Origin of the sequence: Dactylosporangium sp. CA-233914 (assembly GCF_050942935.1) — a bacterium.
In the GTDB taxonomy this organism is placed as follows: domain Bacteria; phylum Actinomycetota; class Actinomycetes; order Mycobacteriales; family Micromonosporaceae; genus Dactylosporangium.
The window spans coordinates 10,825,882-10,838,887 of sequence record NZ_CP192030.1; the positions used below are offsets into that span (position 1 = coordinate 10,825,882).

Annotated in this window: 12 protein-coding genes; 6 read left to right on the forward strand and 6 right to left on the reverse strand. The window is 72.4% G+C overall.

Features of this window, described 5'->3' with window-relative positions; translation table 11 throughout:
* Positions 1–24: 24 nt before the first annotated feature.
* From ACQPY0_RS48110 to ACQPY0_RS48130, 5 genes are all read right to left on the reverse strand, one after another.
* Positions 25–678, reverse strand: a complete 654-nt coding sequence (locus ACQPY0_RS48110; RefSeq protein WP_432976934.1) for a pentapeptide repeat-containing protein — start codon at positions 676–678, stop codon at positions 25–27.
* A 5-nt stretch (positions 679–683) separates the two neighbouring features.
* Positions 684–1,673 (reverse strand): LacI family DNA-binding transcriptional regulator, encoded by a 990-nt coding sequence (locus tag ACQPY0_RS48115; RefSeq protein ID WP_432976937.1) that lies wholly within the window; start codon positions 1,671–1,673, stop codon positions 684–686.
* Between the two features lie 231 nt (positions 1,674–1,904).
* The gene (locus ACQPY0_RS48120; protein ID WP_432976940.1) at positions 1,905–3,398 is read right to left on the reverse strand and encodes an MFS transporter; all 1,494 of its coding nucleotides are present in this window, start codon (positions 3,396–3,398) and stop codon (positions 1,905–1,907) included.
* Between the two features lie 82 nt (positions 3,399–3,480).
* Positions 3,481–4,224: an SRPBCC family protein gene (locus tag ACQPY0_RS48125; protein ID WP_432976942.1), complete on the reverse strand. Its 744-nt coding sequence runs from the start codon at positions 4,222–4,224 to the stop codon at positions 3,481–3,483.
* A gap of 1 nt (position 4,225) precedes the next feature.
* A complete protein-coding gene (locus ACQPY0_RS48130; protein WP_432976945.1) occupies positions 4,226–4,852 on the reverse strand; it encodes an ArsR/SmtB family transcription factor in 627 nt (208 codons plus the stop codon).
* A 327-nt stretch (positions 4,853–5,179) separates the two neighbouring features.
* Here ACQPY0_RS48130 and ACQPY0_RS48135 point away from each other — a divergent pair, with 327 nt between their 5' ends.
* From ACQPY0_RS48135 to ACQPY0_RS48155, 5 genes are all read left to right on the forward strand, one after another.
* Entirely contained in the window at positions 5,180–6,529 is a 1,350-nt protein-coding gene (locus tag ACQPY0_RS48135) for a GH1 family beta-glucosidase (protein ID WP_432976948.1), read from the forward strand.
* A 70-nt stretch (positions 6,530–6,599) separates the two neighbouring features.
* Entirely contained in the window at positions 6,600–7,043 is a 444-nt protein-coding gene (locus tag ACQPY0_RS48140) for a DUF5709 domain-containing protein (protein ID WP_432976951.1), read from the forward strand.
* 286 nt (positions 7,044–7,329) lie between these two features.
* The gene (locus ACQPY0_RS48145; RefSeq protein ID WP_432976954.1) at positions 7,330–8,739 is read left to right on the forward strand and encodes a PLP-dependent aminotransferase family protein; all 1,410 of its coding nucleotides are present in this window, start codon (positions 7,330–7,332) and stop codon (positions 8,737–8,739) included.
* A 36-nt stretch (positions 8,740–8,775) separates the two neighbouring features.
* Entirely contained in the window at positions 8,776–9,633 is an 858-nt protein-coding gene (locus ACQPY0_RS48150; RefSeq protein ID WP_432976957.1) for a L,D-transpeptidase, read from the forward strand.
* A 1,347-nt stretch (positions 9,634–10,980) separates the two neighbouring features.
* Positions 10,981–11,226, forward strand: a complete 246-nt coding sequence (locus ACQPY0_RS48155; RefSeq protein WP_432976960.1) for a hypothetical protein — start codon at positions 10,981–10,983, stop codon at positions 11,224–11,226.
* A gap of 118 nt (positions 11,227–11,344) precedes the next feature.
* On the opposite strand, the gene ACQPY0_RS48160 is transcribed toward ACQPY0_RS48155, so the two are convergent.
* Entirely contained in the window at positions 11,345–12,148 is an 804-nt protein-coding gene (locus ACQPY0_RS48160) for an ArsR/SmtB family transcription factor (RefSeq protein WP_432995695.1), read from the reverse strand.
* A 137-nt stretch (positions 12,149–12,285) separates the two neighbouring features.
* Here ACQPY0_RS48160 and ACQPY0_RS48165 point away from each other — a divergent pair, with 137 nt between their 5' ends.
* Positions 12,286–12,939 (forward strand): histidine kinase dimerization/phospho-acceptor domain-containing protein, encoded by a 654-nt coding sequence (locus ACQPY0_RS48165; protein WP_432976963.1) that lies wholly within the window; start codon positions 12,286–12,288, stop codon positions 12,937–12,939.
* The last annotated feature ends 67 nt before the right edge of the window (positions 12,940–13,006 follow it).

The window sequence follows — 13,006 nt, forward strand, 5'->3', positions numbered from 1 at the left end:
CGTTCGCCAGCGGTCCTGACGCAGCTACCTGACGAGGATTCCCAGCGCCTGCGCGAGCGCCGGGGCGAGTTCCATGAGCTGGCGCTCGTCGACCGTCGCGCCCCGCAGGGAGTCGGCGCCGTCGGCGACGTCGAGCTCGCGGGCGCCGCGGAAGTCGACCTTCTTGCACTTGACCTGGGAGAAGCGCGCGTTGCGGATCGCCGAGCCGGGGAACGTGACGCCGGTCAGCGACGCGCCGGCGCAGTCGAGCTCGTTGAGCTCGCAGTCCTCGAAGACGACGTCGGCGAGCGTCGCCCCGCGCAGGTTCAGCGTGTCGATCTTGCAGCGGCGGAACGTGACGCGGCGCAGGCGGGAGCTGTACGCCTGCACGCCGGCCAGCGAACTGTCCAGCATGGACACATCGAGCCACTCGCTGTCGGCGAGACGGACCCCGACCCAGCGGTTGCGGCTCAGCCAGGCCTCGCTGAACCGGGCCCGCTCCAGCCCGACCTCACTCAGCGTCACGCCGGTCAGCGCCGACTCGATGAACTTGGCGCTGGTCGCCTCGCCGCCGTCGAGCTCGAGGCCCTCGAAGTGCACCTCGGTGTAGTTGCCGTCGTGCTCCAGCGGCTCGCCGGCCTCGTGGCGGCGCAGGTAGGCGGCGTAGGGAAGCTCCTCCAGCGACTGCGCGACGGCCATGGCGCCTACCCTACGCGCACGGTCGTCGCCCGGGTGACCAGCTCCGGAGCGAAGACCAGCTCCCGGTGCCGGTGGCCGGCCGCGGACTCGTCCAGCAGCAGTTCGGCCGCGATCCGCCCCAGTTCGCGGATCGGTCGGCGGACCGTGGTGAGCGCGGGCCGCACGTGCGCGGCGAAGGGCAGGTCGTCGTAGCCGACCACGGAGAGGTCCTCGGGCACGCGCAGGCCGCGCGCCTGCAGGCCGCGGATGAGCGCGACGGCCACGACGTCGTTGACGCAGACGGCCGCGGTCGGCGGATCGGCGGCCTCGACCAGCGCGCGAACCGCCGCATCGGTACCCTCGGCGAACCCAGCCGCCGCCAGCCGCACCTCGACCGGCGGCCCGCCCAGCGCCTGCCGCAGCCCGTCGTGGCGCTGCCGCACCGGCTCGATGTCGGGCCCCGCGGTCACGAACGCAACCCGGCGATGCCCCAGCCGCACCAGGTGCTCCCCCGCGAGCCGCCCGCCGAGCACGTGGTCGACGGCGACCGCGCACAGGTCGAGGCTGTTCTGGCGCGCGTCGAGCAGCACGACGGGCGTGCCCCGCGCGACGACCGCCGTCAGCCGCTGCGGCTCCTCCCCGGTCGGCGTGATGATGACCCCGCGCGGCGACTGTTCCTCCAGCAGCCGCAGCAGCCGCAGCTCCTTGTCGGCCCGCAGGTCGGTGCTGCAGGTCAGCAGCATGCACCCGGCGTCGTCGAGATGGTCCTCGATCCCGCGGTTGAGCTCGGCGTAGAACGGGTTCGCCTGGTCGAGGGTCACCGATCCGACCAGGCGGCTGGGCAGGCCCCGCAGCTGCCGCGCGGGCCCGCTGCGCACGAACCCGACGCTGTCCATGGCCGCCTCCACCCGCCGGCGGGTCCCCTCGGCCACGACCGCGGGATTGTTGAGCACGTTGGCCACGGTGCTGACCGAAACCCCGGCGGCGGACGCCACCTCCCGCATACCCCGACGCACAGCGCGCACGATATCTCCGGCCATCAAGCCCTAAGCCATCAAGCCGACGGACAACCGGCTTCGCGATCCCGTCCGGCAAGCGCGAAAAGCCGGATATGTCGGGCACAGTGGCCCGGCGCATCCGGCTTCCGGTCGTTCGCAGGAGGCGGTGCGGCGGTCGGTGGGTTTGGTGGTGAGTTCGAGGTCGGGGTACCGATGTCCGCCGTCCTCGTAACGACGGCGAGCGCTCGCTCAGGTGGCGGCCGTCGCCAGTTCGGACGGCTCGGCCGCGCTCGCGCGGGTCCGCAGGGTCACCAGCGCCGTCACCGCCAGGGCGGCGAAGATCAGGGCGCCGACCAGGCCGACCGCGTTCAGGCCCGTCGTGAAGGCCGCCCGGGCCGGCTGCAGCAGGGCCGGGAAGGCGTCGGCGACGGCCAGGGCGCCGGTCAGGCTGGTGCGGGCCGCGGCCGGGGCACCGGCCGGCAGGTCGAGGACCGTGCGGTACACCAGCGTCGCCAGGCTGCCCAGGGCCGCGATGCCCACCGCGATGCCGAACTCGCCGCTGGTCTCCGAGATCGACGCGGCCGAGCCCGCCTTCTGCGGCGGAGCCGCCGCCATCATCATGTTCATCGTCAGGGCCATCGGGAACGAGATCCCGGCCGAGGCGAGAACCAGGCCCAGGACCAGCAGGCCGGTGCCGCGCGGGCCGACCTGGGTGACGACGGCCAGGCCGACGGCCGACAGGGCCAGCCCGATCGCGGTGACCGTGGCCGGGGCGAGGCGGCGGGCCAGGTTCGGGGCGATCGAGGAGCCCAGGATCATCGCGACGTTCTGCGGGATCAGCAGGGCGCCGGCGGCGAGCGGGGTGAGGCCGGCGACGTTCTGCAGGTACATCGTCGAGACCAGGGACAGCCCGGCCATCACCACGCCGCCGAGGAGCATGACGCCCAGCGCGGTGCTGAACACGCGGCTGGCGAACAGACGCAGGTCCAGCAGCGGATCGGGCAGGGCGCGCTGGCGGCGGACGAAGACCACGCCGAACGCGATGCCGGCGGCGATCGCCACCAGCGGTACGACATCCAGACCGTCGCGGGCCAGGGACTTCAGGCCGTAGATCACCGGCAGGATCGCGGCCAGGGACAGCCCGACGCTGGGCAGATCCAGGCGGTGACCGGGGTGCTGCGGCCTGTACTCCGGCAGCAGCAGCGGTCCGGCGACGAGCAGCACGACCATGAAGGGCACGCCCAGCAGGAAGGCCGAGCCCCACCAGAAGTGCTCCAGCAGCAGGCCGCCGACGAGCGGGCCGAGGGTCATGCCGCCCATGAAGCAGGAGAACCAGGCGCCGATGGCCACGCCCATCCGCTTCGGGTCCGGGAACAGGTTGCGGATCAGGGCCATCGTCGAGGGCATGAGGGTGGCGCCGGCGACGCCGAGGGCGGCCCGGGCCGCGATGAGCATGGCCGGGGTGGTCGCACAGGCGGCGGCGACGGATGCCGTACCGAACGCCGCGGCGCCGATCAGCAGCAGCCGCCTTCGGCCGATGCGGTCGCCGAGGGCGCCCATCGTGACGAGGAACCCGGCGAGCATGAACGAGTAGATGTCGAGGATCCACAGCTGTTGCGTGGCGTCGGCGTGCAGGTCGGCGCTGAGCTTGGGCAGGGCGAGGTACAGCACGCTCACGTCGAGCGAGAGCAGCAGCGTGGGCAGGGCGAGCACGGCCAGTCCGATCCAGGGGTTGCGTCGCATCGCGGGGCTCCTTTGTCTGTTGTGGGGATGCGGACGGCCGCCGGCTTCTCGCCGGCGGCCGTCAGGTCCTGCGGGCGATCGGTCAGGCGAAGATGTCCGCGAGCCAGGCGGTCCAGGCCTGCTCGGTCCCGGCCGGGTCGACGTCGGCGAAGATGTGGTGGCCGGTCAGGATGAAGCCGTTGCGGCCGACGAAGCGCAGCAGCGCGTCGCCGGTGCGCACTCCGAGGAAGCTCGGCTCCAGCGCGGTGTCCACGACCCCCTGGATCTCCTCGCCGCCGAAGCGCAGCCGGACCTCGTCCCCCTCGCGCACGTCCTTGGCCAGCCCGAGCGCGGCGGTCACGGCGGCCCAGACGGCGTCCTGGTCGCTCTGCTGCGGGCCGAACGCGGCGACCGGCACGGCGGTGCGGCCGTCGAAGTGCTCCAGGTACTGCGCGAGCGAGCGCAGGTAGAGCGGGTTGCCCTTGCGCAACGCGTCGTACTCGTCCTCCCAGTCGCCGGCGAGGATGCCGCTGTGCACCATCCGCAGCGCGGTGGAGCCGCCGTCGCGGGCCTCGATGAGGTACTCGAAGGCCATGAAGGAGCCGTCCTCGGCCGCCGGGCTGCGGTAGCCGAAGCGGCGGCCCGGCTCGTAGGCGGTCACGGTGGCGGTGGCGTCGAAGCCCGGCATCGACATGCGGGTCTGTCCGCCGACGCGGGGCTCGATCTCGTTGCGGCCCATGAACCAGGCATCGACGCCGGGGCCGGTGGCGATGGCCGCCCAGACCTGCTCGGGGGTCGCGGCCAGGTCGATGTCGTGGACGAGCTCGAACTCGTGGGTGCCGGTCATGTCAGGACTCCTCGGACTCGATGGTGGGCGTGCTCGGCTGTTCGGCGTTGTTCTTGAGGCTCGGGTGGATGGCGACGATGACGCGGTGGTCGCGCCCGCCGGGGGCGTTCTCGTCGTGGTATCGGCTCACGAGCGCGGCGACGGCCGCGGTGAGTTCCTGGGCGAACGCGGCCCGGTCGGCGGCGGAGGCGAAGCGCACCGTGCCGTCGAGCGCGAACGTGGCGACCGGCTTGCCGGCCTTGGCCGCGCCGGTGATGAGCTGCCCGGTCTCCTTCACCAGCCGCGCGGCGAGCGCGAGCAGCCAGCGGGCGGAGAGCCGGTCGGGCGAGCGGGCCGGGTCGGGCTGGACCGCGGCGAGCGCGACGGGCGAGATGACGAACGACGCCGCGGTGGCCCGCAGCACCCGCTCGGTCATGTTGCCCTTGCGCCGCTCCTCGACCAGTTCCACGAGCCCGTGCGCCTCGAGCGTCTTGAGGTGGTAGTTCACCTTCTGCCGGGGCAGGTCCACGAGCACGGCCAGGCTGGTCGCCGAGTGCGGCTCGGCCAGCAGCGCGAGCAGCCGCGCCCGCATCGGGTCCAGCGCGACCTCGGCCGCCCCGGCCTCCTCGATGACTCCCACTTCGAACATGACTCAACCGTAGGCGCCGACAACTTCGCTTGTCAAGACAAAAAAAGTTGTCGGTACCTCGGACCACTCGGGCGGGTGATCGCGACGGGCCTTGACGCCTGGTGTGACCGCCACTTTAATGACGACATTAATTAAGTCTCGATAGAAAGCGGGATTCCGCGAAGGGCACGGACTGGTGTCGATTCGACCTGCCGTGCGCCCGGCGTACAGCGTTACGGCCTTCCGCACGCCCGAGGAGGAGGTGCTCTGCAACGTGCTCAAGACCGAGCTCTGCCCGGCCGAAGGCAAGACGTGACACTCCCCGTCCGAAAAGAGGAGAACCGCCCCGTGCTGGATCTGTCCGCACTACCGCCCGGCTTCATCTGGGGCGCCGCCACCGCGGCGTACCAGATCGAGGGTGCCGCCGCCGAGGACGGCCGGAAACCGTCCATCTGGGACACGTTCTCCCACACCCCGGGCGCCGTGGACAACGGCGACACCGGCGACGTGGCCTGCGACCACTACCACCGCTGGCCCGAGGACGTGGCGCTGATGCGCCGGCTCAACCTCGACGCGTACCGTTTCTCGATCGCCTGGCCGCGGGTGCTGCCCGACGGCGTGGGCACGGTGAACCAGGCCGGGCTCGACTTCTACGACCGGCTGGTCGACGCGCTGCTCGCCGCGGGGATCCGGCCGTTCGTCACGCTGTACCACTGGGATCTGCCCCAGGCCCTGCAGGACGCCGGCGGCTGGCCGAACCGGGCCACGGCCGAGGCGTTCGCCGACTACGCCGCCGTCGTGGCGGGGCGCCTCGGCGACCGGGTCGCCGACTGGAACACCGTCAACGAGCCCCTGTGCGTGTCCTGGATCGGGCACCTCGACGGGCGGATGGCGCCAGGCGAGCGCGACCTGACCCGCGCCGTGCACACCTCGCACCACGTGCTGCTCGGCCACGGCCTGGTCAACCAGGCGATCCGGGCCTCGGCGCCGCTCGCGCCGAACGTCGGCATCGTGTGCAATCTCAGCCCGATCGAGCCGGGCAGCGACCGGCCCGAGGACGTGGCCGCCGCCGTGCGCGCCGACGGGCACACCAACCGCTGGTGGCTCGACCCGGTGTTCGGCCGCGGCTACCCCGCCGACATGATCGAGTGCTACGGCGTCGAGCCGCCGGTCCGCGCCGGCGACCTCGACGTCATCGCGTCGGCGACGGAGTTCCTCGGCATCAACTACTACTTCCGCCAGATCGTCGTCGACGACCCGGCCGGCACCGCACCCTTCGCGCGGCAGATCCCGGTGCCGGGCTCGGTGGAGACGGCGATGCCCTGGGAGGTGTACGCCAGGGGCCTGCAGGACATCCTGGTCGGCGTCACCGAGACGTACAACCCGGCGAGCATCCTGGTCACGGAGAACGGCTCGGCGTGGTACGACACCGTGGAGTCCAGCGGCGAGATCCAGGACAAGGAGCGCACCGACTACCTGGAGCAGCACCTGGAAGCGGTCCGCGACGCCGTGCTGCGCGGCGCGCCCGTGGACGGCTACTTCGCGTGGTCGCTGCTGGACAACTTCGAGTGGGCCTACGGCTACGACAAGCGCTTCGGGCTCATCCACGTCGACTACGACACCCAGGTCCGCACGATCAAGGCGAGCGGGTACCGGTACGCCGACCTCATCACCGCGCACAAACGCTCGCGCGATTAGGCTCGGATTCGGGCGCTGCCGGGTATAGAGGACGGCAGGGCCCGGACCAAGCCATCGAGGGGAAACCGACATGAGGCAGCAAACCGACAGCTGGGACCCGGAACCGGACGACGAGGGCCAGCTGTCCGCGCAGGACACCCTGTCCGACCGCGGGCTCGACGACTCCCTCGACGAGGGGTACTCGCCGCCGGAGAAGCCGCGTGGGGTGACCGCGTTCGGCGTGACCCAGGCCGAGGCCGAGCGGGGCGAGTCGCTGGACCTGCGCCTGCGCCAGGAGGAGCCGGACCCGTCGGCCCGCCTGGAGCTCGACAACTACGGCGACACCACCGAGTCCGGCGAGTTCTTCGACTCCGACGAGGTCGGCGACCGCCGGGCCGGGCGGCTCGTCGCGCCCGACGAGGGCCTCAGCGAGGACGACGAGAAGGACGAGGTCGGCTCCGACGTGGGCATCGACGGCGGCGCGGCCTCGGCCGAGGAGGCCGCCATGCACATCGTCGAGGACCGCAACCTGTAGCGACCAGGCCGCTCCAGAGCACGTACCACCCGGTCAGGGCGAGCCGGCCGAGCGTCGGCACCAGCGCGAACGCGGCGGTCCGGCGGGCCCACGACCGGGCCGGTAGCAGCCGGCCCGCCGCCGCCGTGCCCAGCACGTAGAGCACGACGAACGAGCCGGACACGGCCGGCATCAGAGGCACCCGAGCGCGGCGCCCTGCTTGACGGTGAGCACGATCCCGGCGTTAGGGTCGGGGTTGGCCCGGTTGACGGGCCGATTCTGCTCCGATGCGAATGGGCCAAGCGCGGTGGATCTGCACATCAGCCTCGACGGACGCGGGGACCGCACCGACCGGATCTACCGGCAGCTGCGCGACGCGATCCTCGACGGGCGGCTGCGCCACGGCGAGCGGGTGCCGCCCAGCCGCGAGCTGGCCCGCGGCCTGTCCGTGGCGCGCAACACCGTCGCCGCCGCCTACGACCGCCTCGTCGGGGACGGATTCCTCTGCGGGCGGGCCGGGGCCGGGACATTCGTCGCCTACCGCGGCGAGCCGGCCCTCTCCCGCCGCGCTCCCGCCGGTCCGCTGCGCCCCTCGCGGCGGTTCTCGCTGCTGCTGGAGGAACCGCCGTCCTCGCCCCCGGCTCGCTTCGATCTTCGGATCGGGCACCCCGATGCCTCCCTGTTTCCGCTAGCGGCCTGGCGGCGGTTGCTGGCCCGGTCGGTGCGGGCGAGTGCCGACTACGGCGATCCGTCCGGATTTTTACCGTTACGCGCGGCTATTTCGCGACATATTGGGCTATCTCGCTCGGTGCGGGCCGCGGCCGACGACGTGCTGGTCACGGCCGGGGCGCAGCAGGCGATCGACCTGGTCGGGCGGGTGCTCATCGAGCCGGGGACGGTCGTCGCCGTCGAGGAGCCCGGATACCGGCCGGTCCGGCGGCTGTTCCAGAGCCACGGCGCCCGGGTCATCGGGGTTCCGGTCGACGACGACGGGCTCGTGGTGAGCGCGCTGCCGCCGTCGGCGCGGCTGGTGTACGTCACCCCGTCCCACCAGCACCCGCTGGGCACCGCGATGTCCCTCGAACGCCGGACCGCACTGCTGGCCTGGGCCCAACAGCATCGCGCGGCGATCGTCGAGGACGACTACGACAGCGAGTTCCGCTACTACGACCGGCCGCTGGAGCCGCTGCAGAGCCTCGACCGGGCGGGCCGGGTAATCTACGTCGGCTCGTTCTCCAAGACGCTGCTGCCGTCGCTGCGCCTGGGTTTCCTGGTCGCGCCCGAGGCGCTGCGGCCGGCCCTGCGCGCGGCCCGCCGGCTCGCCGACTGGCACGGCGAGCCCGCCGCGCAGACGGCCCTGGCCGCGTTCATCGACGAGGGGCTGTTGCAGCGGCACCTGCGCACGGTCGGGCGGGTGTACGCGGTCCGCCACGAGCTCGTCGTGCGCGCCGCCCGCGGCCCGCTCGCCCCGTGGTTCGCGCCCGTGCCGTCAAGCGCCGGCCTGCACGTGGCCCTGCGCCGCACCGCGCCGCTGGACATCGCCGAACTGGTCCGCCGCCTGCGGGCCGCCGACGTCGCCGTCGACCCGCTGGAGCACTTCTACGCCGAGCGCCTCGCCGAGCCCGGGCTGGTCATCGGGTACGGCGCGATCGCCTCCGCCGACCTGCCGGCCGCCCTCGACCGGCTCGCCGAGGCCGCGACCGGTCTGGCCGGCTGACAGCGGACGCACCCGGCACCGGTTACGGTGTTGTTCATGCTCGTCCGCCGCGCCGCCGTCATCGCCGCGCTCGCGGTCACCCTGGTCGCGCCGCTCGCCGGCTGCTCGTCGAAGCACTCCCCGCCGGCGACCCCCGGCACGACGTCGCCGGCGCCGGACTCCAGCACACTCGTGCTCGGCCCTTCGTCCCCGGCCCCGGCGGCGAGCACGCCGAGCGCCGCCCCGCCCGCGCAGGGCCTGACCACGATCACGTACACGCAGGCGGCGACCGGGCTCCCGGCCGACCCCGACCAGGCCTCGACCACCCCGCTGGCCGAGGCGCTGCGGGTCGGGGACAAGAGCGCGGTGTACGACGCGCCGGGCGGGCAGGCCAGGGCGTACGTGACCCCGCAGATCAGCGGCGTGGACCTCGTCATGCCGGTCGTCGCCCGCCGCGACGGCTGGGTCGCCGTCCTGCTGCCGTCGATGAACCGCAGCATCGGCTGGCTGCCGCCGGGCAACTGGACCACGCGCCCGCTGCGGGACCAGATCGTCGTGCGGCGCGGCGCGTTCACCCTCACATGGGTGCGCGACGGGGTGCCGCAGCAGACCTGGACGGTCACCGTTGGGGCGCCCGCGACCCAGACGCCGCTGGGCCGCACCTTCGTCCTCGGCCGCTCGTCACTGCCGAGCAAGGTGTACGCGGGGCTGGACGTGCTGGCCCTGGGCGCGGTGCCGGACGACAAGAACGCCGTGGCGAGCGGCCTGTCAGACGCGCACACCGGAATCCACGCCTGGTACCGCAACGAATTCGGCTACCGCAAGTCCAACGGCTGCGTACGAATGCCCCCAGCGGCCCAGAAGGTCCTCCTGGAGCAGATCACCCCCGGCACCAGCGTGGTAGTGCTGCCATAGGCGGTGTTCTCAAGGGATCCATTGACGATGGAACCCCGCCCTTGTCGAAGTCGCTCAATACTTCGAGCGCGATCAACTCAGCCGGGCGACTTGGAGCTCGGCAAACAGGCCCTGCATGCGCTTGCCCGCCCGCGTCGCGACAGCTCACGCCCCGCAGCATGAACTGGCTTTTCATCGGCCGGTGATGCCCGGTGGCCGGCTCGGCAACCAGGGCAACAGCAGAGCCTCGACCCCGCCCGGTGACGACACCACGACCACGGCGGCGGCGACCGTGCTCCCACTCCCGCTCGGCCCCTACCACCCGAGGCGGCGAACACGGGGCGCGACCGACCCGGCGTCGTCGGCCATGGCGATGTCGTAGAGCCGCACGTCCAGCGACCGCCTCCAGGCCGTCCGATGGTCCAAGGCCACGGCCGCCGAGATCGGGTACGCGGATGGCGAGGTAGACACGGCCTGGAAGAAGCACACGGCCGCCGCCTGGTCGCAGCGGGGCTCAGCGGCGGCAAGGGCTGCGCCAGTGCGGCGGCGGGCCGACCGGTGGCGGATGCCGGGGCCGGGGCGGCGGGCGGTGGCGCGGCGTCGCCGGAACGACTCGCCCGCTGCTGCGGCGGTGGTAACGCAGCGTCGTCGCAACGATCTGGCCCGTGCGGCGGTGGCGGCGCTACGGATCGACAGCACGACGACTGGACCGGTCGGGGGTGCGGTGATTGGACTGGTCGGGGGCGGGGTGCTGTCGGTGCGGGCTGGGAATGCGTCGACGGCGTAGGCCTTGACGAACGTTCCGGCGAAGGCTCTGGCGATGGCACGGACGTCGGCGGCGATGATGGCGTCGGCGACTGCGTACGAGCTGTCGGCGGCGGGGGCTGCACCGGCGGGGCGGCAAGGTCATGCGGGCGAGACGGTCCGGGCGGGGTGGGCGCGGACGGATCGGAGCGCGGGTTGGACCGGGCCGACGCACGTCGAGAGTCGGGCTGAGTCACCGCACGGCGAGAGTCGGGCCGGACGGGCGGACAGCCCGGGTTGGGCCGGGCGGCCCGGAAGGCGGGATTCGCGCTGAGTCACCGGACCGCCGGAGGCGGGCTGGGCTGGCGGACAGCCCGGGCCGGCTTGAGTCGACAAACCGCGGGGATTGGGCCGGGTCGACGGACAGTCCGGGTCGGGCCGGGCGGCCCGACGGCGGGAATCGGGCTGAGTCACCGGACCGCCGGAGGCGGGCTGGGCTGGCGGACAGCCCGGGCCGGGCCGGGCGGCTAGACGGCGGGAGTTGGGCTGGGTCGGCGGACGGTCCGGGTTGGGCTGGGTCGCCAGAGAACGGCGGCGGGCGGCTCGGGCATCCTGTTCAGCCCAATGAGCGCTGATCTCAGCAGTGCGGGCCTCGGCGTCCAAGCGGGCCAGCCGCTCGGCATGACGCGCCTCCAAACCACGACGGCGAGCCTCAGCGAACTCGGCACGAACCGCGCGACGGTGGGCCACACGACGACGACTCTCGGCCAGCATCGCATCCAACCGAACACGCCACTCCGAATCGGAGATCCCGGTCAGCACCTCGCCCATGACAAGAACCTAGAACAGGGGTACGACAAAAACCGGTGACCAGGGGAAACCGCGACCCAGATACCGACGATCACCATATTTCGCCTGTCGGGTCATAAATCCGATAAGTCCGGACACGGAGTGTTCGGACTTATCGGGCGTCGCGTCGGGTTTCGGGTCAGGCGGTCGTCATCGGCTCGCCGGTCTCCAGCAGCGTCTTCAGGCCCGCGATCACGTGCGGCCAGCCGTCGCCCAGGCTTGGAAGGATCACGCTGTCCGGCTCGAAGCCGCCGTGTACGACGGTGAGCTTCACGTGGTCGCCCTGCGGCTCGATGGCGAACGTGACCTTCGAGCGGGGCTCGGCCGCGGCCTTGGCCCGGTAGTCCTCGTCGATGTCGAACGCCTTCGCCCACTCGGGCGACAAGGTGTGCCAGGTGTAGGACAGGCGCTTGTAGGGCTCCGCCTCGAGCACCACCTGCTCCGGGTCCGCCAGCTGCCTGCCACTCTTGACCAGCTGCCAGGTCATCGTCGAGCCGGGGCGCCAGTCGGTGTTGAACTCGATCCCCCAGTACTGCCGGGTGAACGCCGGGTCCGTGATCCCCCGCCACAGCTGCTCGGGCGTGGTGCGGATGTAGGTCGTGTAGACGAACTCGGGCTTGATCATCGGGGTCCCCTCCAGGGCCTTCTTCAGGTCGGCGAGCGCGTCGACCCGCCGCCGGTCGTAGCGGCTGATCCAGCGCTCGGCGATGTCACTGATCGGGGCGGCGTTGAGGTAGTGCAGCTTCTCCCGGCCGCGGCGGACCGTGGTCACGAGCCCGGCCTCCTCCAGCACCGCCAGGTGCTTGCTGACCGACTGCCGGGTCATGTCCAGCCCCGCGCACAGCTCGCGCAGGGTCTGGCCGTTGGCGCGGTTGAGGCCGTCGAGCAGCGCCCGCCGGCTGGCGTCGGCCAGCGCCCGGAACACGTCGTCCGCCTCACCCATCGGCACGCCTCCAATATGCAGCCTTTCGGTTGCCAATGTTAGGCAGCCATTTAGCTGCCTGTCAACGCGAACGAGTGAAAACGCGCACCTTCGCGGCGGCGCGCCCGGTTTGACGCCGTGAGTGGGAAGGACCTGCCTTGTTCGCGACCGGTGATAACCCCGCGGCCCGCATGCGGCACGAGCTGCACACGCCGCTGACCTCGATCCTGGCGTACACCCGGCTGCTGCGCGACGACCTCACGCCGGACGCCCACGGCGACGGCGCGGCCTGCCTGGACGCGATCGATCGCAACGCCATGCGCCTGGAGCGGTACGTCGACAACGTGGTCCTCCCCCTGGCCGCGACCGGCCCGCCGAGCGGCCGCGAGGGCGCGACGGACCTCGTCAGCGTGGTACGCGACGCGGTGGACCTGGCGCGGCGGGTGGCGGTGGCGGGCGCGGTGAGCGTGCACGCGGACGTACCCGACGCCGCCCACGTCGCCGTCGACGAGATGATCTGCCGCCACCTCGTGGGGCAACTCGTCCTGTGGCTCACGATCGCGGCGCCGGCCCGGGCCCACGTCGAGATCACGCTGCGCCGCGAGCCCGGGGTGTCGCTGGAGGCGCGGGTGGTGCCGGCGGGCGAGCTGACGACGGCGCCGCAGCGGCGGCCGAGCGACGAGCCGCGCCCGACCGCGGACCTGCAGGTCGCCCGCGCCGTGGCGAACCTGTGCGGCGGCGACCTGCGGCTGGAGGAGCACTCGTTCCGGCTGGCACTGCCGGCCACGGTACTGATGCCGGCGCCACGCTGAGCCCAGCACGCGCTCCGGCGTAGGCGCCGGAAACCGGCATAACCGATAAATCCGGAATATCCGTTGC

Excerpts from the sequence above, each read along its gene's own strand:
- ACQPY0_RS48110 (WP_432976934.1), bottom strand. The coding sequence starts at position 678 with ATGGCCGTCGCGCAGTCGCTGGAGGAGCTTCCCTACGCCGCCTACCTG.
- ACQPY0_RS48160 (WP_432995695.1), bottom strand. The coding sequence starts at position 12,148 with ATGGGTGAGGCGGACGACGTGTTCCGGGCGCTGGCCGACGCCAGCCGG.
- ACQPY0_RS48140 (WP_432976951.1), top strand. The coding sequence starts at position 6,600 with ATGAGGCAGCAAACCGACAGCTGGGACCCGGAACCGGACGACGAGGGC.
- ACQPY0_RS48150 (WP_432976957.1), top strand. The coding sequence starts at position 8,776 with ATGCTCGTCCGCCGCGCCGCCGTCATCGCCGCGCTCGCGGTCACCCTG.
- ACQPY0_RS48120 (WP_432976940.1), bottom strand. The coding sequence starts at position 3,398 with ATGCGACGCAACCCCTGGATCGGACTGGCCGTGCTCGCCCTGCCCACG.
- ACQPY0_RS48125 (WP_432976942.1), bottom strand. The coding sequence starts at position 4,224 with ATGACCGGCACCCACGAGTTCGAGCTCGTCCACGACATCGACCTGGCC.
- ACQPY0_RS48130 (WP_432976945.1), bottom strand. The coding sequence starts at position 4,852 with ATGTTCGAAGTGGGAGTCATCGAGGAGGCCGGGGCGGCCGAGGTCGCG.
- ACQPY0_RS48155 (WP_432976960.1), top strand. The coding sequence starts at position 10,981 with ATGAGCGCTGATCTCAGCAGTGCGGGCCTCGGCGTCCAAGCGGGCCAG.